This window comes from Mesorhizobium sp. M0207 (assembly GCF_040321995.1).
Taxonomy (GTDB): Bacteria; Pseudomonadota; Alphaproteobacteria; order Rhizobiales; family Rhizobiaceae; genus Mesorhizobium.
In genome coordinates this window covers 74,353-92,034 of the sequence record NZ_JAMYSQ010000008.1, presented here as the reverse complement: position 1 = coordinate 92,034, position 17,682 = coordinate 74,353, and the positions used below count along the sequence as shown (strand labels likewise).

15 protein-coding genes are annotated in these 17,682 nt (G+C 61.9%); 6 read left to right on the top strand and 9 right to left on the bottom strand.

Features of this window, described 5'->3' with window-relative positions; genetic code table 11:
- Positions 1-87: 87 nt before the first annotated feature.
- Positions 88-636, bottom strand: a complete 549-nt coding sequence (locus tag NKJ15_RS13830; RefSeq protein WP_352470325.1) for a histidine phosphatase family protein — start codon at positions 634-636, stop codon at positions 88-90.
- A 106-nt stretch (positions 637-742) separates the two neighbouring features.
- A complete protein-coding gene (locus NKJ15_RS13825) occupies positions 743-3,754 on the bottom strand; it encodes a caspase family protein (RefSeq protein WP_352815743.1) in 3,012 nt (1,003 codons plus the stop codon).
- Between the two features lie 149 nt (positions 3,755-3,903).
- On the opposite strand from NKJ15_RS13825, the gene NKJ15_RS13820 reads away from it, so the two are divergent.
- The 4 genes from NKJ15_RS13820 (at position 3,904) to NKJ15_RS13805 (ending at position 9,749) form a co-directional block, all read left to right on the top strand.
- A complete protein-coding gene (locus tag NKJ15_RS13820; RefSeq protein ID WP_352685107.1) occupies positions 3,904-4,854 on the top strand; it encodes an AEC family transporter in 951 nt (316 codons plus the stop codon).
- A gap of 232 nt (positions 4,855-5,086) precedes the next feature.
- Positions 5,087-6,544 carry an NAD-dependent succinate-semialdehyde dehydrogenase gene (locus NKJ15_RS13815; protein WP_352815741.1) on the top strand — a complete coding sequence of 486 codons (1,458 nt, stop codon included), beginning with the start codon at positions 5,087-5,089 and terminating at the stop codon, positions 6,542-6,544.
- An 80-nt stretch (positions 6,545-6,624) separates the two neighbouring features.
- Entirely contained in the window at positions 6,625-7,650 is a 1,026-nt protein-coding gene (locus NKJ15_RS13810; RefSeq protein WP_352815739.1) for an aldose epimerase family protein, read from the top strand.
- A gap of 341 nt (positions 7,651-7,991) precedes the next feature.
- Positions 7,992-9,749: an adenylate/guanylate cyclase domain-containing protein gene (locus NKJ15_RS13805; RefSeq protein ID WP_352815737.1), complete on the top strand. Its 1,758-nt coding sequence runs from the start codon at positions 7,992-7,994 to the stop codon at positions 9,747-9,749.
- A gap of 354 nt (positions 9,750-10,103) precedes the next feature.
- Here NKJ15_RS13805 and NKJ15_RS13800 read toward each other — a convergent pair whose 3' ends face one another.
- The 6 genes from NKJ15_RS13800 to NKJ15_RS13775 all read right to left on the bottom strand — a co-directional run bounded on the left by NKJ15_RS13800 (position 10,104) and on the right by NKJ15_RS13775 (position 14,912).
- Positions 10,104-11,024: a phosphorylase family protein gene (locus NKJ15_RS13800; protein ID WP_352614000.1), complete on the bottom strand. Its 921-nt coding sequence runs from the start codon at positions 11,022-11,024 to the stop codon at positions 10,104-10,106.
- A 14-nt stretch (positions 11,025-11,038) separates the two neighbouring features.
- Entirely contained in the window at positions 11,039-11,830 is a 792-nt protein-coding gene (locus NKJ15_RS13795; protein ID WP_352624600.1) for an ABC transporter permease, read from the bottom strand.
- Entirely contained in the window at positions 11,823-12,710 is an 888-nt protein-coding gene (locus NKJ15_RS13790) for an ABC transporter permease (protein WP_352644745.1), read from the bottom strand. Before NKJ15_RS13790 ends, NKJ15_RS13795 begins: the two co-directional genes overlap by 8 nt.
- On the bottom strand, positions 12,707-13,744 hold the full coding sequence (locus NKJ15_RS13785) for an ABC transporter ATP-binding protein (RefSeq protein WP_352501102.1): 1,038 nt from the start codon (positions 13,742-13,744) through the stop codon (positions 12,707-12,709). Before NKJ15_RS13785 ends, NKJ15_RS13790 begins: the two co-directional genes overlap by 4 nt.
- Positions 13,745-13,870: 126 nt before the next feature.
- A complete protein-coding gene (locus NKJ15_RS13780) occupies positions 13,871-14,200 on the bottom strand; it encodes an extracellular solute-binding protein (protein ID WP_352815735.1) in 330 nt (109 codons plus the stop codon).
- Positions 14,184-14,912, bottom strand: coding sequence for an extracellular solute-binding protein (locus NKJ15_RS13775; protein WP_352815733.1), 729 nt, complete (start codon positions 14,910-14,912; stop codon positions 14,184-14,186). Before NKJ15_RS13775 ends, NKJ15_RS13780 begins: the two co-directional genes overlap by 17 nt.
- Before the next feature lie 33 nt (positions 14,913-14,945).
- On the opposite strand from NKJ15_RS13775, the gene NKJ15_RS13770 reads away from it, so the two are divergent.
- Positions 14,946-16,109 carry a LacI family DNA-binding transcriptional regulator gene (locus tag NKJ15_RS13770; protein ID WP_352766854.1) on the top strand — a complete coding sequence of 388 codons (1,164 nt, stop codon included), beginning with the start codon at positions 14,946-14,948 and terminating at the stop codon, positions 16,107-16,109.
- Positions 16,110-16,121: 12 nt separating this feature from the next.
- Here NKJ15_RS13770 and NKJ15_RS13765 read toward each other — a convergent pair whose 3' ends face one another.
- A complete protein-coding gene (locus tag NKJ15_RS13765) occupies positions 16,122-16,706 on the bottom strand; it encodes a TetR/AcrR family transcriptional regulator (protein ID WP_352815731.1) in 585 nt (194 codons plus the stop codon).
- A 107-nt stretch (positions 16,707-16,813) separates the two neighbouring features.
- Here NKJ15_RS13765 and NKJ15_RS13760 point away from each other — a divergent pair, with 107 nt between their 5' ends.
- Positions 16,814-17,629, top strand: a complete 816-nt coding sequence (locus NKJ15_RS13760; protein ID WP_352470337.1) for an oxidoreductase — start codon at positions 16,814-16,816, stop codon at positions 17,627-17,629.
- The last annotated feature ends 53 nt before the right edge of the window (positions 17,630-17,682 follow it).

The following is a 17,682-nucleotide window of genomic DNA, read 5'->3' as shown; positions in this document are numbered from 1 at the left end:
TCGATCAAGACCTCATCGCGGGTCGGAACCGGTATTCCGCTTAAGATACCAAACGCTAGATTTTCACTTCAACCGGCTCCGGCCCGGTCAGAAGGTAACGCGGCCGAGTACCCGCAGGCCGTCGCCTTGCGGCTCGACGACCACGGCTTCGCCTTCACGCGGCGAGATGCCGGTCAATTCCTTGATGTTTTCGAGATGCGTGACCATGACCAGATTGTCGGAGCCGGAATAGCCGCGGATCTCGGCCAGGATCGCAGCGATCTGGGCGGCCTTCTCCTTTTCGTCGGTCTTCAGCAGGTCAAGCGGTGCGAACGGCTCCGGTTCGCTTTCGAAAGCAATGCGGGCGGTCTCGAGGCAGCGGCAATAGCGGCTGGACAGCACGCGCTCGACCGGTGCGGCGCGGGCGCCAAACAGCGCGCCGATCTTGCGTGCCTGTTGCTTGCCGCGCTCCGAGAGATTGACCTGGGTGGCGCATTTGCCGAGATCGAAATTGGCCGCATCGGTGGTGCCTGTGACCATGGCATGGCGAAGCAGGACCACATGCCCGCCGTCGCGCAGCAGCGCCCAGCCGGCTTCCGTCGCATGGGCTGTGGCGGAAACGGCAAGCAACAGCAGCGCCAGCACAAATCGAAGCATCAGACATCCTTTTCGGGTGACCGGCAGGCAGGTCCCCGGTGACCGGCATATAGGGACGGCAAAGCCGGCTGAAAGACAAGCCGAGTGCAACCTGCGGCCGAAACGCCTATTTCTTCGCTATCTGCTTCTTCACCAGATCGATCTTGCGGTCGGTCAGCGGGATCGGGAGTGTGTAGCCGGCTTCGGTAAAGCCCTGCTTGGCGTTTTCGAAGAATTCGATCGCCTTTTGGTATTCGGCATTGCCACCGCCATAGCTGCCGCGGTTCCAGTGGACGTCGCCGAGATTGTTCTGCTCGAAGGCCCATTGCATCGGCTGGCTTTCGCGGGTGAAGACCTTGAGTGTCGCCTCGAAGGCGGCTTCGGCTTCATCCAGATATTTGCCGGTGCGTTCGAGATTGCCGAGATTGATCAGGCTCATGCCGATGCCGTTCTGCGCGTTTGCCCAGTCGACGGGCGAGGTCTCGAAGGTCAGCACCTCCAGCGCTGCCCGGCGCGCGGCGATCGATGCGGCCAGTTTGCCGGGATCGGCCTCGCTCATGCTCAGCCATTGCAGCGCCGAGCCGAGGCCGGCCTGCGCCAGTGCCCATTGCCGCGGCGTCGTCTCGCGCTTGTATTCGCGCAGTGCATCGCGATAGGCCTCGATCGCCGCCTCGTAATGCACCGGCTTGTCGGTCACGCCGCCGAGCAGTTGCAGCGTGTTGCCGAGATTGTAGTGGGTCATCGCCCAGTCGAGCGGAAACTCCTTTTTGGTATAGACGCGCCGTGCCGCCCGGTATGCAGCAGCCGATTGCTCAAGCCTGGCAGGATCGCGCGTGCGCTGGCCGAGCGTCTGGTAGATCGAGCCGAGATTGTTCTCCGCCGAAGCCCAATCCGTCGGAAAACGCTGGCGTGTGAATATGGTCAGCGCGTCGCCATAGGCGGCAGCCGCCTCTTCGAGCAGGCCGGTGCCGAGATCGAAACGGGCAGCACTGCTCAGCGCGTTACCCAGATTGAGACGGCTGCTCGCCCAGGAGAGCGGGAAGGTATCGCGTGTGCGGATTTCGAGCGCGGCGCGGAAGGCGTCGGCTGCCTCGTCGATTTTCGCCTTGTCGTTGCGTTGCGTGCCGAGAGACACCAGCGTATTGCCGAGGTTGTTCTGGACCATCGCCCACTGAACGGGCGCCTTTTCGCGCGTATATTCTTCAAGCGCCAGCCGGTAGGCGGCCTCGGCCTCGGTCAGGCGCTCGCCGTCCGGTTCGCGCTCCGAAAGCGCGTAAAGCGCAAGGCCAAGGTTGCTTTGCGAGGCGGCCCAATCCAGCGGGACTTTGTCGCGCGGCCGCTTCTCCAGCGTGGCGCGCATCGCCACCACCGCCTCGTTCAGGCGTTTCGGGTCGCTCTCGCGTTCGCCGATCTTCAACAGCACATTGGCCAGGTTATTCTGGGCGGCCGCCCAGTTGAGATCATCCTTCTCGCGCTCGAACACGGCAAGCGAATCGCGAAAGATTTTCGCTGCCTTTTCCAGCCGGTCGGTTTGGCGCTCGCGCTCGCCGATCGTCTGCAGCACCACAGCCATGTTGTTGCGGGTGATCGCCCAATCGCGGTTCTGCTCGCCATTGGGGATGAAGTTCAGGATGACGCGGTAGGCGTCGATGGCGTGCTGCAGCGCTTGCCTGTCGCCGGTGGCGTTGCCATGCGCGTTAAGCGCTTCCGCCTCCTGGTTCTTGTAGTTCCAGCGCAGCCTGTCGTCCCATTTCTCGACCAGCGAGAAGGCCTTGCCATAATCGTTGGCGGCCGACAGATAGTCGAAGACCAGCGCCGAAGCGTCGGCGCGCCTGGCATAGATCGCCGCGTCGGCAAGACGCTTCTGCCTGACCAGATCCTCTGCCCGATCGACCACGCCGCTGGCCTGCTCGACCCGGCCCACCGCCTGGTCGAGGAAGTTGCGCGCGGTGACGATGGCGCCCTGGCCGATCGCCTTGTCGGCCGAGGCGACGAGGCGGCTGATCTCGGGGTCGTCGGTGCGCAGCGCGTTGCGCTCGGAGATCATCTTCTTCAGGCGCTCGGCCTGCGCATCGAGCAGCTTTTGCAGATCGGTGGGGTCCTCTGGCATCTTTTCGGTGCCGAGCGCCTTCAGCACGCCATACAGCGCGTCGAGCGGCACGCCGTCCTGCAGGGAGGCCAGTTCGACCTGTGCCCGCTTGGGGTTCGGCAACTCGGCGATCGTCAGCAGCAATTGCCGCCGCTCGCCGGTGATCAGGCCGTCGTCGCCGGTCGGCTCCTGCGGTGCAACGCCGAAATAGAGCAGCCGGCGCAGGCTTTCATTGACCCATGGCCGCTGCCTTGCCTTGGTGTCGAGATAGACCTCCTCGGTCACCATGCGCATGACCGAGCCGAACTCGGTGCCCTTCATTGCCGCTAGGTGGCGCAGAAGTGCCGCTGCGTAGGGGCTGTTTTCGCCGACGATGCCGTCGAGTGCCGGCCGCCCCGGCTCGGCGGCAAAGCCGATCACCGTTCCCAGATTTTCCGTCGCGGTCGCGTTTGCCAGTGCCCTGGCACCGCGCACCGGCTCCAATCCGCCGGCGCTGATCGGCGAGGCCGAGGCCGTGGGCGCCCGGCGCAGCACCGCGTCCGCCGGAAACGGGTTGGTGCGGCAGGCATCGAGCAGCATGATCGTTAACGGCACGGTCGTCTTCAATTCGTCCATGACGGCGGAGATCGGCACCAGGGCCTGATCGGCGTCCTTCAATGAAGAAACGTCGGCGTCGACCGGCACCAGATAGTTTTCGCCGCCGGCCTCGATGCCGTGGCCGGAATAGTAGATCAAGGCGACGTCGGCGTCCTCGGCATCCTCGGCGAAACGCTCGAGGTCGCGCTTCAGCTTTGCCGTGTCGCGGTCGGTGACGCTGCGCGCGTCGAAGCCGAGATCGGTCAGCATCTTGGCGACGTCGCGGGCGTCGTTGGCGGGGTTGGGGAGCGCCGCTATGTGCTGGTATTTCGACTGGCCGACAATCAGCGCCACGCCCTTGAGGCTCGCCGGCTCCGCGGCATGAGCCGAGGTCGCCACGAGGCAAAGCATGGCGCCGACGAAAGCCGTCAGCCACGCCTGCTTGAAGAAGTGCTGATTTCCGACAAGGCCCATTCGCCGCGTGTCCCCCGACAACCCTGTATAGCGCTGGCATCCAACCATGAGCAAATTCGGGCAAGATCCGAGCGGCCGGATTGTTGGCCGGTACATTCGCGAGGGAAGGGCGATTGCGCCGCCGCCGAGCCTCGCCTATCACGGGAAAAATGTCTCCGCTTACCGAAACCGTCCTCTTCGTTTTCAGTCTTGTCGGGCTCGGCTATCTTGCCGGGTTGACCAGCTATTTGAAGCCGGCGAGCGGCGAGGGCGTATCCGAATTCGCCATCAACGTGGCAATGCCGCTTTTGCTGTTCCAGACCATGGTAAAGGCTGATTTCCACGGCGTGGCGCCGTGGTCGCTGTGGGGCGCCTATTTCGCGGCAGTGGCGCTTACCTGGGCTGCCGGCCATCTGGTCATTACGCGCATCTTCGGGCGGGACGCCCGCGCCGGCGTCGTCGGCGGCGTGTCGTCGTCCTACTCCAACGTTGTCCTGCTCGGCGCGCCCTTCATCATCGGCGTGTTCGGGCCGGCCGGGTTCGAAGTGCTGTCACTGCTCGTTTCCATTCACCTGCCGGTGATGATGATGGCCTCGATCATCCTTTTCGAGATGTTCGGCCGCGGCGGCAGCGAGCCTGTGCATCCGCTCCGCGTCGTCAGGAGCTTTCTCAGGCGGGTATTCATCAATCCGCTGATCATCGGCATACTGGCCGGGCTGGCGTGGCGCTTCACCGGTGCGCCGCTGCCGGTGCTTGCGACGCGGCTGAGCGACGCGCTGGCCGGCACGGCCGCCCCGGTGGCGCTGTTCGCCATGGGGCTCAGCCTGCGCCGTTTCGGCATTTCCGGCAATGTAAGGCCGGCGCTGGCGCTGTCGGCGCTGAAACTGTTCCTAATGCCGGCGCTGGTTCTCGGCCTGGTCTGGCTGATCGGCCTGCCGCCATTGACGGCCAAGGTGGCGGTCATGGTTGCGGCGTTGCCGTCCGGCATCAATTCCTATCTCATCGCGGTGCAGTTCAACACCGGCCAGGCGCTGGCGTCGAACCAGATGACCATCGCCACCGCCTGTGCGGTCGTGACCACTGCGTTTTGGCTGACAGTGGTCGTCCATGTTTTTGGATAAGAACTCGGGTTTTTGGATAAGAACTCGGGTTTTTTGGATAAGAATCCGGGTTTTTGGATAAGAACCCGGCTGCATCGCCTCTCGCTTTGGCTGGCCCAAACCCTATATGCCATCTTGTGATTGCTTGCGGGGCTTGCCCTGGGCTATGAGCAGTGGCTCTAGCGATGCTATCGCGCACGTCCATTCACGAAATCAGCGACCGGCCCGCCAGGTGCCGAACGGAGGCGAGATCATGCTTCAGAAGACCAGCCATTTCATGCGGCAGGCCAATCTCATCAATGGCGAATGGGTGCAGGCCGATTCAGGCCAGACGGTCGACGTCAACAATCCTGCCACCGGCCTCAAGATCGGCACGGTGCCGAAGTCGGGCAAGGCCGAGACCCGCCGCGCCATCGAAGCCGCCGACGCGGCCTTCCAGACATGGCGCAAGACCACCGCGCTCGAACGCTCGAAGCTGTTGCGCAAGCTGCACGACGCGATGATGGACAATCAGGACGTGCTGGCCGAACTACTAACCATCGAGCAGGGCAAGTCGCTGTTCGAATCGAAGGGCGAGATCGGCTCGGCCGCGTCCTACATATTGTGGTTCGCCGAAGAAGGCCGCCGCACCTATGGCGACGTCGTGCCGTCGCCTTGGGCGGACCGCCGTATCCTGGTGACCAAGGAGCCGGTCGGCGTCATCGCCGCCATCACGCCATGGAATTTCCCGTCCTCGATGCTGGCCCGCAAGCTCGGTCCGGCGCTTGCCGCCGGCTGTACCGCCGTGGTCAAGCCGGCGTCGCAGACGCCTTATTCCGGCCTTGCCTGGGGCGCGCTTGCCGAGGAAGTCGGCTTCCCCAAAGGCGTGATCAATATCCTGACCGGCGCTGCCGGCGAGATCGGCGACGAGATCTGTGCCAACCCGCTGGTCAAGAAGATCACCTTCACCGGCTCGACCGAGGTCGGCAAGATCCTGATCCAGAAGTCGTCGGTGACGGTCAAGAAAGTGTCGATGGAGCTCGGCGGCAATGCGCCGTTCATCGTCTTCGATGACGCCGATCTCGAGCGGGCCGTCGCCGGCGCCATCACCGCCAAGTACCGCAATTCCGGCCAGACCTGCGTCTGCACCAACCGCTTCCTGGTGCAGGCCGGCATCTACGACCAGTTTGTCGAAAAGCTGGCTGCTGCGAGCAACGGACTGAAGGTCGGTTCCGGCCTCGAGGAAGGCGTCCAGCAGGGACCGCTGATCGACCAAAAGGCGGTGGAGAAGGTCGAGGAGCTGATTGCCGACGCTACCGCCAAAGGCGGCAAGGTCGTCGCCGGCGGCAAGCGCCACGCGCTCGGCGGCTCGTTCTTCCAGCCGACGGTGATCGCCAATGCGACGCCGAAGATGCGCTTCATGAAGGAAGAAATCTTCGGCCCGGTGGCGCCGGTGTTCAAGTTCGAGACCGAGGAAGAGGCGGTAGCACTCGCCAACGACACCGAGTTCGGCCTGGCCTGCTACTTCTACACCGGCGATCTCGGCCGCGCCTTCCGGGTCATGGAAGGGCTCAAATACGGCATGGTCGGCGTCAATGAAGGGCTCATCACCACCCCTGAGGCGCCGTTCGGCGGCGTCAAGGAATCGGGCCTCGGCAAGGAAGGCGGCCATCAGGGCATCGAGGATTATCTCGACACCAAATATGTCTGCATCGGCGGACTTGGTCTCTAGAAGCCTGATGCGGTAATACCGAAAACGATCCTGGGCCGCTTCGAAAGGCCAGGTTGGCATCGATCAATGAACTTGCGAGCATGGCAATGAAGGACGGCGAGGTTTTCGGCACGACGCAGGCGGGCGAGGCCGTCCGCCGCTTCACCATCCGTGGAGGCGGCCTCACCGCCAACATCATCGGGCTGGGTGCGATCATCCAGGATCTGCGTCTGGCCGGGCACGACGCGCCGCTGGTGCTCGGCTATGATCGTTTCGAGCACTATGAGACGGACACCGCCTTCTTAGGCACCGTCGTCGGGCGCTATGCCAACCGTATCCGCGACGGCCGCTTCACGCTTGCCGGCAAACGCTATCAGACCGAGCGCAATTTCCTCGAAAAGCACACGCTGCATGGCGGTTCGCAAGGTTTTTCGCGCCGGGCCTGGGCGGTTTCGCTGCATGGCAGGGATTTTGTCACGCTGACCCTGCACGACCCCGACGGCACGATGGGCTTTCCCGGCGCGCTCGACGTGACCTGCACCTACCGGCTCAAGATCCCCGGCACGCTCAGCGTCGAACTGACCGCCACCTGCGAGGAGCCGACGCTCTGCAACCTCACCCAGCATTCCTATTTCAACCTGGATGACGGCGGCGCCGGCGACATTCTCGATCACCGGCTGATGCTGAATGCCGGCGCCTATCTGCCGGTCGACGCGGATCTCATTCCGACAGGCACGGTAAAGCCGGTCGACGGCACGCCTTTCGACTTTCGCCAGGCGCGGCCGCTGCGCATGGAGACCGAGGGCGAACAGCTCCCCTATGACCAGAATTTCTGCCTCGCCTCGACGCGCGGGCCGCTGAAGCAGGCGTCGTGGGCGCAAGGCGCGAATTCCGGCGTCGAGATGGAGCTCTGGACGACCGAGCCGGGCGTCCAGCTCTATACCGGCCAGTATCTGGCGCCGTCCTCGCCTGGACTGGGCGGACGCCAGTACAAGGCGTTTTCGGGCTTTTGCCTGGAGCCGCAAATCTGGCCGGATGCGCCGAACCGGCCGTATTTCCCGCAAGCCACGCTGTGGCCCGGGCAGATCTACCATCACGTGACCGAATACCGGTTCAGGCTGCCTTAGGGCAGGACCCCCCGGAAACCGGCATGGTTTTGCTGCGCTGACCTCCGGTTCGGAAAGGGTCATGCAAAATTCAAAGTGTTATAGCGTCCTTTGCGCGTCCAATGACGCGCGGCGCACTGGAGTCAAAACGCAATCACTCTGAACGACCGACTTCGAACTCTCTTGGACCTTTGACGCCGAGAGCCCTGACGACGCAAGTTGACCCTTATCCGACATTCGGGCTCTCATGCAGCAAAGTACACAGACCTGAAAAGCTGTCTTTCAGGGGCGGCGGCAATGGCATCAACCTGCGACCTGCTGTAAGCTTGGAAAGCGGGTAACAATCCGCGAAGGATTGGGGGATGGAACGTCATCTCGCAGCCGTCCTGATTGCCGATGTCGTCGGCTATGGCCGCTTGAGCCAGATCGACGACGAGGGTACGCGTGCGCTTTTCCGAACCGACCTGAACGAAGTATTCAAGCCAAGGATCGCTGCGCACCATGGTCGACTGGTGAAAACCATGGGAGATGGGATGTTGGTCGAGTTCCACAGTGTGGTCGACGCCCTACGCTGCGCGGTCGAAATCCAGCAACAGAAGGCGGAGGTGAACGTTTTCACGCAGCCAGAACGGCGGCTTGATTTCCGCATCGGCATCAATCTGGGCGATGTTATCGTTGAGGGTGACGACATCCACGGTGACGCGGTGAACATCGCCGATCGGCTGCAAGGGCTGGCGGAACCTGGAGGAATCGCGATTTCCGCCACCGCCTGCGACCATGTGAGGGGAAAGGTGCCGATCGGCTTTGCCTCACTCGGCGTGCAGAAAATGAAAAGTATCGCCGAACCGGTTCGCGTGTACCGTGTCTTGATCGACCCCGCTACTGCGGGCAAGATCGTCGGTGCCAAACCACGCCTTTCTTCCGGCGACGACAGTAAGCCGCCGGTAATTGCGGTTTTGCCGTTCGAAAACCTGAGCGCCGACGACGGCTGGACGCGGCTGGCAGACGGCCTGTCGGCCGACATGATCGGCGACCTAGCGCGCTATCCCGACCTTGCGGTCATTTCGCGCCAGACCATGCAGTCCTATCGGGGACGGGCGAGCGACACACGCTCGGTTGGACGGGAACTGAACGCCGATTACCTGCTGGAAGGCACCCTCCAGGCGATCGGACAGCGTGTCCGCGTCGCGGTGCAGCTGGTCGACACCCGGACCGGAGCCAACCTTTGGTCGGCGCGGTTCGACGAGTCGACCGATGATTTTTTTCTCATGCAGGACAGCATCACACAGAACGTTATCAACGCCCTGGCAGGCACTTTCGGCAAGCTCGCCAATCTCGGGCGTGAGGTGGCTCGGCGGAAGCCTCCCTCGAGCCTGGGTGCTTACGACTGCTATCTGCTCGGGGTGGAACTGCACGACAGATTCACGACCGATGCGAGGGCAGAAGCCATACGCATGCTGTCCCGCGCCGTGGAACTCGACCCCGGCTTCGCGCGGGCCTGGATGATGTTGGGATTGGCACATGCGGTCGATGCCTTCAATGCCTTCACGCCAGATTCAGCCGCTTCGGTCGAGCGCTGGCGAGAATGCGTGGAAAAGGCTCTGGCGCTCGACCCTACCGATCCGATGACGCGCCTTTACATGGGCGCTCTCCGCGCCATTGACGGCGATATCAGCGGGGCCGCAGAGGAATACGACCGGGCGCTGGCCCTGGCACCCAATGACGCCGATGTGCTGTCGATGCTTGCCTCAAGCCGAGCTCTCGTGTGTGGAAATCCGGAAGAAGGCTGTGCTCTCGCCGAACGGGCGCTTCGCCTCAATCCGCAGGCTCCGAGTTGGTACTACGCGCAGCTCGCCCGGGCGCGGTTCGTCGCCGGTCGCTATGCCGACAGTCTGTCGTCGCTGTGTCAAAGTCCGCCGGATATTCCCGTCACTCTGATGTTCCGTGCCCTGTGCCACGCGCTGCTCGAAGAGTCGGCGCAGGCGCAGTCGATCGCCAGGCGGATTGCCGTCGAGTTTCCAAGGTTCACCGTCGAGAACTTCATCCGAACCTATCCCGTCACCAATCCTCTGGCCCTCGCTGCGATTAAGGAAGGGGCTCGTCGCGCAGGCATAGCGTAGAGCCGAAAACGGTGCCTAGCTGAGGAGGGGGACGCGCTTCCTGGATATGCCACTTGGTAAGCCGGGCCCCGCTTCCGGCACAGGCTGAAGGTCTGCTTCGTAGCGCTAACTGGGCGCTGGCGTGACCCCTGCTAAGCTTCCGCTCCTGGCGCTCTGTGCTCATTCCCGCCGACTGATTCAAACGGCAAGTTCCGCCCATCTGGGCCATTGGCGGCAGCCAGTCTGATTGAGTTTTGACCCTAATCCTCAAACGCCGCCCTCAGCGTTTCGAACGTCGCAAACACGCCCAATGCAGCGCCCTCGGGATTGTTGGTCGGTGGCAGAGCTTCAGCTATCCGGCGCACCAAGGTCGTCTCAGAACCGGCTGGAGCGTTCTTTCGGCTGAGGCGACTTCAAGCCGTTACAGGAGCATTCCGGATCAGCGGGAAGTCGCGCGGCGGTCTCCAGCGCGACCCGCGAGGCTGTCATGGAGAGACTGGGCAGCACGTCCTCCTGCAGCAATTTCTGGCGATTGCGATCCATGTAGTCGTTGAAGCCCGCCGTCACGAACGCGCAAGGCACGAAACACGCGCCGATCTCGCGCGACAAGGTCGCCTCAGGGGCGATGGAATGGTTGAGTACATCCGCCCCCATGCCCCGATACGCTAAGGCTTCGGCAGGCGTTGTCAGCCGCGGCCCATAACAATGGGCAGCCACCAACTGCTGTTCGATGCCATAAACGCGGCATTCGGCTGGCCAATGACGGCGGGCCGTTTCGACCAGAACCGCCGCACATCTTGGACACACGATTTGCTTGCCCGAACAGTCAAAGCTCTGGCGGTCAGGAAGCAGTGAAAACGGGGTCTGCGTCAGTTCGATGATATCGGCAGTCACCACCATGTCGCCCGGCTGGATCGCCTTGTTGACGGCGCCTACGGTCGAGCAGGCGAGAACTTGCCGTACACCCGCCCGCATCAATACCCAGAACGCGCGGCGATGGCAGGAATGGTCGATACGGTCGCGGGGATTGCCGTGCGAATACATGCACAGCGCGCGTTTTGCTCTCCCTTCGGCTGTGATCGACGCATCGAACTCGAGCAGCTTCCAGTTGTCGGTGCGACCGAAAGGTGTTTCAAAACTCATGTCGCGCCGCAAGGTGCGCACACCATCGAATTCGATATCTTCCGGGAAGGCAAGCCCCCAGTTTGCCGATCCGGTGATGATGGCCAACCCTACCTGAGGGATGTCCGTCGAATGATCCGTCAGATCGTCGGCTGCATGGTGATTGGTGGGCATGTTTCCAGTCTCGGTCAGGATTTTTGGCGAAGGGTCACAATCAGGACCACGGCCACGACGATGACGGTCCACAATGTCGAGATCGCCGCAATGGTCGGATCGATCTGATCGCGCAGCGACAGGAACATAAGCTTCGGCATCGTGCTGTTGCGACCGCTTGCGATGAAGATCGAAATCACGGACTCGTCGAGCGAAGTCAGGAACGCCATCAATGTCGCTGACAGCAAGCTGATCCGAAGTTGCGGAACGATGATTCCGCCAATGGACCTGGCCCAGTTTGCACCGAGGCTGCGCGCCGCCTGAACCTGGTTCCAGTCAAAGCGGGCGAGAGCGGGTAGCAGCACAATGCAGGCGACCGGAACGGCCAGCACCACATGTCCGACCAGCACACCGAATAGCGTTCCGATCAGATGTTGTGCGGCCAACACAAAGAAGAGACCGATCGCAAGCAGGATACCTGGGGTGATCGAGGGGGTCAGCAGGACGCTCTGGATGGCCGCAGCGGTCTTTCCGCCCAGCCGATTCATTGAAATGCAGGCGAGCAGCGCGAAAGGCACCGCGATCAACGCCGTCAACGTCCCAAGGATCAAACTCGTTCTCAGCGCGGCCATCCACGTTGCCGAGCCGAAGAAGTTCTCGTACCAGCGCAACGAGTAGGCGTGCGGCGGAAACTCGAGGAGATTCGACGCCGAAAAGGAAAGCGGCACCACCACGAGCGTCGGCAGCATCAGAAATGCCATGACAAGAGCGGCAAAGCTCCAGAGCAAAATGCGGGCGAGCCTGTTTTGCGGATAGGCTTCAAGCATGGGAGGCTTCCACGGTGTTCTGGGCCACCAGACGGCGTGCCGCCAGCAACATCACGCCGATCAGCGCCATAAGAACGAGGAGCAGAATGCCCAGGACGCTTGCCGACCCCCAGTCCTGAAAGGTCGATAGTGTACGCTCGATCCGGGTAGAGAGCGGATTTACCTTGCCGCCGCCAAGCACCGCCGGCGTGATGAAAAAACCTATGGCGTAGATGAGGACGATGATCGAACCCGAGAAGATGCCGCCCGCCGAAAGCGGCATAATGACTGTGCGGATGACCTGCCTGAGAGTGGCTCCCATGCTCGCAGCCGCGCGAATGAGATTTGGGTCGATATCGCGCATCGCAGCATAAACAGGCAGCAGAAAAAGTGGCAGCATGTAGTGCACCATGCCGATGAGCGTTCCCGTGAAGTTGTAGACCAGCGGCAATGGCTCCGCCGTCAGGCCTGAACCGGTCAAAGCCGCGTTGATCAGGCCGTCGCGCCGCAAGAGCACGAGCCAACCATAGGTACGCACCAGAATAGAGGTCCACAGCGGCAGCATGACGAACGCCATGAGCACGTTGGCCAGCCTTGGTCTGACGCTGGCCAGCGCCAGCGCCAGAGGAGTGCCGAGGAGAATGCAGCCCGCCAGCGTACCCAAGGACAGTTCGAGGGTGGTGACGAGCGCCGACCAAGTCAGTCCGCTCGAAAGGACCTTCTCGTAGTTGCCGACGGTGTACTCACCCCCGGTGGTCAGGAAGGATTGCCGGATGATCCAAAGGATCGGCAGTATCGCCGCCAGTCCAACGATGAACAGCGCCGGGAGCGAAAGTGAAAGAAAAAACCGCCGCTCGCGCCGCGCATCCGCCGCGAGCGCCGGGTCCCGGACGACGATCACGCCATCGCTCCCGGTATCGCGTGAACCTTCGCTGCCGGTGCATATGCGGTCATCCGCTGACCGGCGGCAAGCTCGGCGCAGCCGCCGGCCAGCGCTGCCGGAATGCAGACAAGAACCTCTTGCCCGCCGTCAAGCGCCAGCGTCAAAAGCCAGTTCTCGCCGCGGAACGCTTTGGCGCGCAGTATTCCTTCGAGAGCCACTCCGTCTCCCCCGACGAGCTTCGCATCAAGATGGAAGCTTTCGGCGCGGATCATTAGGGTTTCGCGTGATGCTTCGGCGCCGTCGATTCTGCGCGCTGAGCCCGGGGCCACAATGTTGGCCTCGCCCATGAACTCCGCGACGAAGCGGGTCGATGGACGATCATAAATCCGCTGCGGCGTATCTATCTGCTGGATGCGGCCAGAATTCATCACCGCAATCCGGTCAGACATAATCAGCGCTTCGCGCTGGTCGTGGGTTACATAGATCGTGGTGATCCGTAGATGATCATGCAGACGCCGGATCTCATACTGCATTGTCTCGCGCAGGTTCTTGTCGAGCGCCGACAGCGGCTCGTCCATCAACATCACGCGCGGTTCGAAGACGATAGCCCGCGCCAATGCCACCCGTTGACGTTGGCCGCCGGATAGTGCGGCAATATTGCGCTCCGCCAGACCATCCAGCTTCACGCGGGCCAAGGTATCAAGCGCCCGCTGACGCGCCTCCGCTCTCGGTACCTTGCGCAGCACCAGCGGATACGCGACGTTCGCCAGGACATTCATGTGGGGAAACAAGGCGTAATTCTGGAATACTATGCCGATGTCTCGTTTGTTGGGCGGCAGGCGGGTGATGTCTCGATCGCCCAAGAAAAGTTTACCGGAATCCGGCCGGACAAAACCAGCCAGAGCCATGAGTAACGTGGTCTTGCCCGATCCCGATGGCCCTAGCAGCGTGAGGAATTCGCCAGCCTGAATGTCGAGCGAAACATCATCCAGTGCGACGTAGGACCCATAAGCCTTGTGCACGCTTTCGACGGTGATCGCGAGCGACTTCATCATGTGCTCCAGCCTTAAAGCGCGTCGCGTTCGACTGGCTTCACGCGACGCGCTTTAGGTTTCTTGTTTTCATGCATGTCGTTGTCGCGCTGCACATTTTTGCGCGACATGCGTCAGAGCTGAGAGTCAGCGAGCCATCATTTCATCGAAGGCTCTTTGGGCAGCCTCGCCATTCTTGACCCACCATTCTGAATTGGAAAACACCGAAGTGCCAGCATTTTCAGGCGCGGTCGCAAGGGTCTTCAGACGGTCCTCGGGAATAAGGCCACCCTCATATGCCGCAGGATTGACTGGGCCGTAGGCAATGAAATCGGTCAGCTTGGCAACCCGCGCGGGCTGCGTCATCGCTGCGATGAGCTTCATCGCGGCTTCCTTGTTCGGCGCTCCCTTCGGCACCCCAAGACAGTCCGTGCCGATGACCGAACCCTTGAACGTGTAGTCAGCCGCGCCCGCCATCGGCTTTCACGGTTTGGGCGCGTCCGTTCCAGGTAATGACCAAATCCGCCTCACCGTCTTTCAGCAACTGCGCCGACTGGGCGCCCGAGGTCCACCACACGGCGACATCTGGTTTGATCGCTTCAAGCCGCTTGATGGCGCGCTCTAGCCCTTCCGGGGTGCTGAGCACGGAATAGACGTCCGCCGGTGCCACGCCATCGGAGAGAAGCGCGATCTCGATCGAGTCTTGCGCATTGGCGCGCAACGCGCGACGGCCAGAAAATTTGGCAACATCCCAGAATTCCGCCCACGTCTTCGGCGGGTTCTCGCCATAGGTCTTGGTGTTCCACGACATGACGGTGCCATAGGAGTCAAACGGATAGCAGTAGTCGGACTTCGCACCCTCCGGCACGGATTTCGGATCGATGATCTTGTAGTCGAGTGGCTCCAGCAGCGATTGTGCGGCCGCCTGGGCACCTTCCGGTGAGCCCAGGTGAATGACGTCGGTCGTGACCGCACCCGAGGTGACCTGCATCTTCAAGGCGGCCAGGCCGTCGCTTAGGGTCTCCTCGCGGACATCATAGCCAAGCTCTTTTGCAGCAGGGGCCCACATGGCCTCCTTCATGGCGTTGCCATAGTCGCCACCCGCGGTCGTGATTGTGACCGTCTGCGCATGCACGGGCAGGGCAGCCGAGATTGCGAATGCTGTTAAGGAAATGCGTAGCCAGGACATAGGTTCTCCTCCCCAACTTTTATGGAATATCGCTTGAAAGAGCCATTATTTTGTAATCGTAACGTTACGATTGCATCTGAATGCGCCGGAGTCAAGCTGCTTCCTGCGGGAGTTTGGATTGACCGGGATGTCGAATTCGGTAACGTTATGGCGGTCAGCAAATCAGCCGGCGCTTTCGCAAATGAAGTCGGGCGAACAATGGCCAATCTAAAGCAGATCGCCGCTGAACTTTCCCTGTCGGTGACCACGGTATCCCGCGCTCTGAAGGATGGGCCGGAGGTGCAGCCCTCGACCATAGCCCGCGTCAAGGAGGCGGCCAAGCGGGTCGGCTATCTACCAAATCATCATGGTCGCGCGCTCAAAACCGGTCGAACGCAGACGCTGACGGCAGTACTCCCGATGGAAACACGAGACCATCTGTCCGATCTATTAAAGCTTCCTTTAATCGAAGGCATGACGCTGGCGGCGCGGCAAGCCGGTTATAGTCTGTCCATCTATTCCACCACTCCCGACGACGATCCCGTTGAGAGTGTGCAGCGGCAGCTTCAGGCGCACAGCGCAGACGGCCTGGTCATCACGCGCCTGGTGTCGGCTGATCCGCGCGTCAAGCTGCTGCTGGATAAACGCATGCCGTTCGTCGCGTTTGGAAGAACCGACTTGGATATCGCGTATCCTTACGTCGATGTCGACAATGAACAGATTGCCTATGAGGCGACCCGGCGGCTCATGGATAAGGGCTGTCGACGTATTGCGCTGCAACTTCTCGTTCCGGAGGACCAGGCGAGTGCCACGCGTCTTTCCGGGTATGGAAGGGCAATGGCCGAGGCTGGCATTCCGATCGACCCATCGTTGATCGGTCATGGCATGTTCACCATGGAATCGAGCGCAGGCTGGTTCGATCGCTTGCTGGCGTCATCAGATCCGCCAACGGGCTTGGCGTGCGCCAACGAACTGGGCCTTCTGGGAGCGTTGCACGCTCTCGGCAAGCGGGGTCTCACACCAGGCCGCGACGTCCACATCGTCACCCGTGACAGCACGCGGCTGGCCCGCTTCCTGCCGGCAAAGATCGGAGTTCATTCCGTGGATATGGCGGGTGTTGGACGCAAACTTATCGAAGTCCTGGAGAGCCGGATCATCAATCCGCTCGGGCCGGTGGAGACAGTCTTGGTGCAAGGCAGATTCGAGCCGGCCGAATAGTCCGGGCGGCCCTCAGGAGGCCACCTCGTCTTGAACCGGCCGGATCAGCGCCTTTGCGGCAGCTGCTCCCGCCGCGAGGATACGATCCGATAATTCCGTTCCTTCCACGGCGCGCGCGAGTTGAAGCGCGCCGATGAGCGTTGCAAACATGCCCAACGCAGCGCCCTCGGGATCGTTCGTCTGCGGCAGAGCTTCAGCTATCTGGCGCACCAGGGATTGAGCGCGCTCGGCATAGAGGGCTCGCGTTTCAGGCGGCTGCCGCGCAATTTCCGGCAACAACGCGGCCGATGCGCAACCCTTTCCAGGATTGTCCCGGTGCTCGGCCGATAGATACGTCTCTATGGCCATTTCCGGACCGCCGGCGGCCAATGCTTCCTGCACTTCATGCGACTGCGCGTCCAAGGCCGCCGCCACGCTTTCACGGACGAGCTCCGCCTTCGACTGGAAGTGCGGATAGAAGGCGCCGTTCGTCAGCCCGGCGTCGCTCATGATGGTTGCCAGCCCGGACGCCGCGATGCCGTCAGATCGAAAACGTTCGGCGGCGACCTCCATGATCCGGCTGCGTGACGCGTTTTTTCGGCCCTTTTCGTAGCGCATGGTCTTTCTTTCCTGTCCTGCTATTGCATTATGCTCATAATCTGATATTACGACCATAATTCAATTTGTGGAAATAAGCTAGACCTCTCGAACCTGGAACATCAAAAATGAATGGGAATTCTGAAAAGACCGCAATCGTGACCGGAGCCTCCTCCGGCATCGGCCGCGCCAGCGCCGAGGCCTTGGCGCGGGCGGGTTTCACTGTCTTCGGGACAAGTCGCCGCAAGACCAGTAATGGTCCGGGCGGAGTGACCATGCTGGCATGCGACGTGACCGATGATGCGGCCGTCAATGCGCTCGTTGCGAACGTGCTCGCGCAGACCGGCCGGATCGACCTCCTGGTCAACAATGCCGGTGTCGGTCTGCTAGGCGGCGCCGAGGAATCCTCGGTCGCCCAGGTACAAGCCCTGTTCGACGTCAATCTGTTCGGCGTCATGCGGATGACCAATGCGGTGTTGCCGTCGATGCGGCGGCGCGGCGAAGGGCGCATCATCAATATCGGCTCCATTCTGGGATTGGTACCCGCGCCATACTCAGCTCATTACTCGGCGGTCAAGCACGCGCTCGAAGGCTATTCGGAATCGCTCGACCACGAGGTGCGCGCCTTCAACGTCCGCGTTTCCGTCATCGAGCCGGCATTCGTCCGCACCGTCTTCGACCAGAACGGCATCGAGCCGGATTCGCTGTTGAAGGAATACGATCGGGCTCGAGCCGGGCTCAAGGCGCTGCTGGGCGATGTGATGCCCAAAGCCGATCGGCCGGAAGTGGTGGCGGATGTGGTTGTCAAGGCAGCGACCGATGCCCGCCCGCGACGGCGCTATACCGCTGGCAACGCAGCGCGCCAGGTCAGCCTGCTGCGCCGCTTTGCCCCCGCGGGGATTTTCGACAAGAGCCTGCGCAAGCAGTTCCGACTGCCGGTCTGAACAACGGCGAGCCAGAGGATTTCACGCACATGCGACTAGCAACCACAACACAT

Excerpts from the sequence above, each read along its gene's own strand:
- NKJ15_RS13830 (WP_352470325.1), bottom strand. The coding sequence starts at position 636 with ATGCTTCGATTTGTGCTGGCGCTGCTGTTGCTTGCCGTTTCCGCCACA.
- NKJ15_RS13825 (WP_352815743.1), bottom strand. The coding sequence starts at position 3,754 with ATGGGCCTTGTCGGAAATCAGCACTTCTTCAAGCAGGCGTGGCTGACG.
- NKJ15_RS13820 (WP_352685107.1), top strand. The coding sequence starts at position 3,904 with ATGTCTCCGCTTACCGAAACCGTCCTCTTCGTTTTCAGTCTTGTCGGG.
- NKJ15_RS13815 (WP_352815741.1), top strand. The coding sequence starts at position 5,087 with ATGCTTCAGAAGACCAGCCATTTCATGCGGCAGGCCAATCTCATCAAT.
- NKJ15_RS13810 (WP_352815739.1), top strand. The coding sequence starts at position 6,625 with ATGGCAATGAAGGACGGCGAGGTTTTCGGCACGACGCAGGCGGGCGAG.
- NKJ15_RS13805 (WP_352815737.1), top strand. The coding sequence starts at position 7,992 with ATGGAACGTCATCTCGCAGCCGTCCTGATTGCCGATGTCGTCGGCTAT.
- NKJ15_RS13800 (WP_352614000.1), bottom strand. The coding sequence starts at position 11,024 with ATGCCCACCAATCACCATGCAGCCGACGATCTGACGGATCATTCGACG.
- NKJ15_RS13795 (WP_352624600.1), bottom strand. The coding sequence starts at position 11,830 with ATGCTTGAAGCCTATCCGCAAAACAGGCTCGCCCGCATTTTGCTCTGG.
- NKJ15_RS13785 (WP_352501102.1), bottom strand. The coding sequence starts at position 13,744 with ATGAAGTCGCTCGCGATCACCGTCGAAAGCGTGCACAAGGCTTATGGG.
- NKJ15_RS13780 (WP_352815735.1), bottom strand. The coding sequence starts at position 14,200 with ATGGCGGGCGCGGCTGACTACACGTTCAAGGGTTCGGTCATCGGCACG.
- NKJ15_RS13775 (WP_352815733.1), bottom strand. The coding sequence starts at position 14,912 with ATGTCCTGGCTACGCATTTCCTTAACAGCATTCGCAATCTCGGCTGCC.
- NKJ15_RS13765 (WP_352815731.1), bottom strand. The coding sequence starts at position 16,706 with ATGCGCTACGAAAAGGGCCGAAAAAACGCGTCACGCAGCCGGATCATG.
- NKJ15_RS13760 (WP_352470337.1), top strand. The coding sequence starts at position 16,814 with ATGAATGGGAATTCTGAAAAGACCGCAATCGTGACCGGAGCCTCCTCC.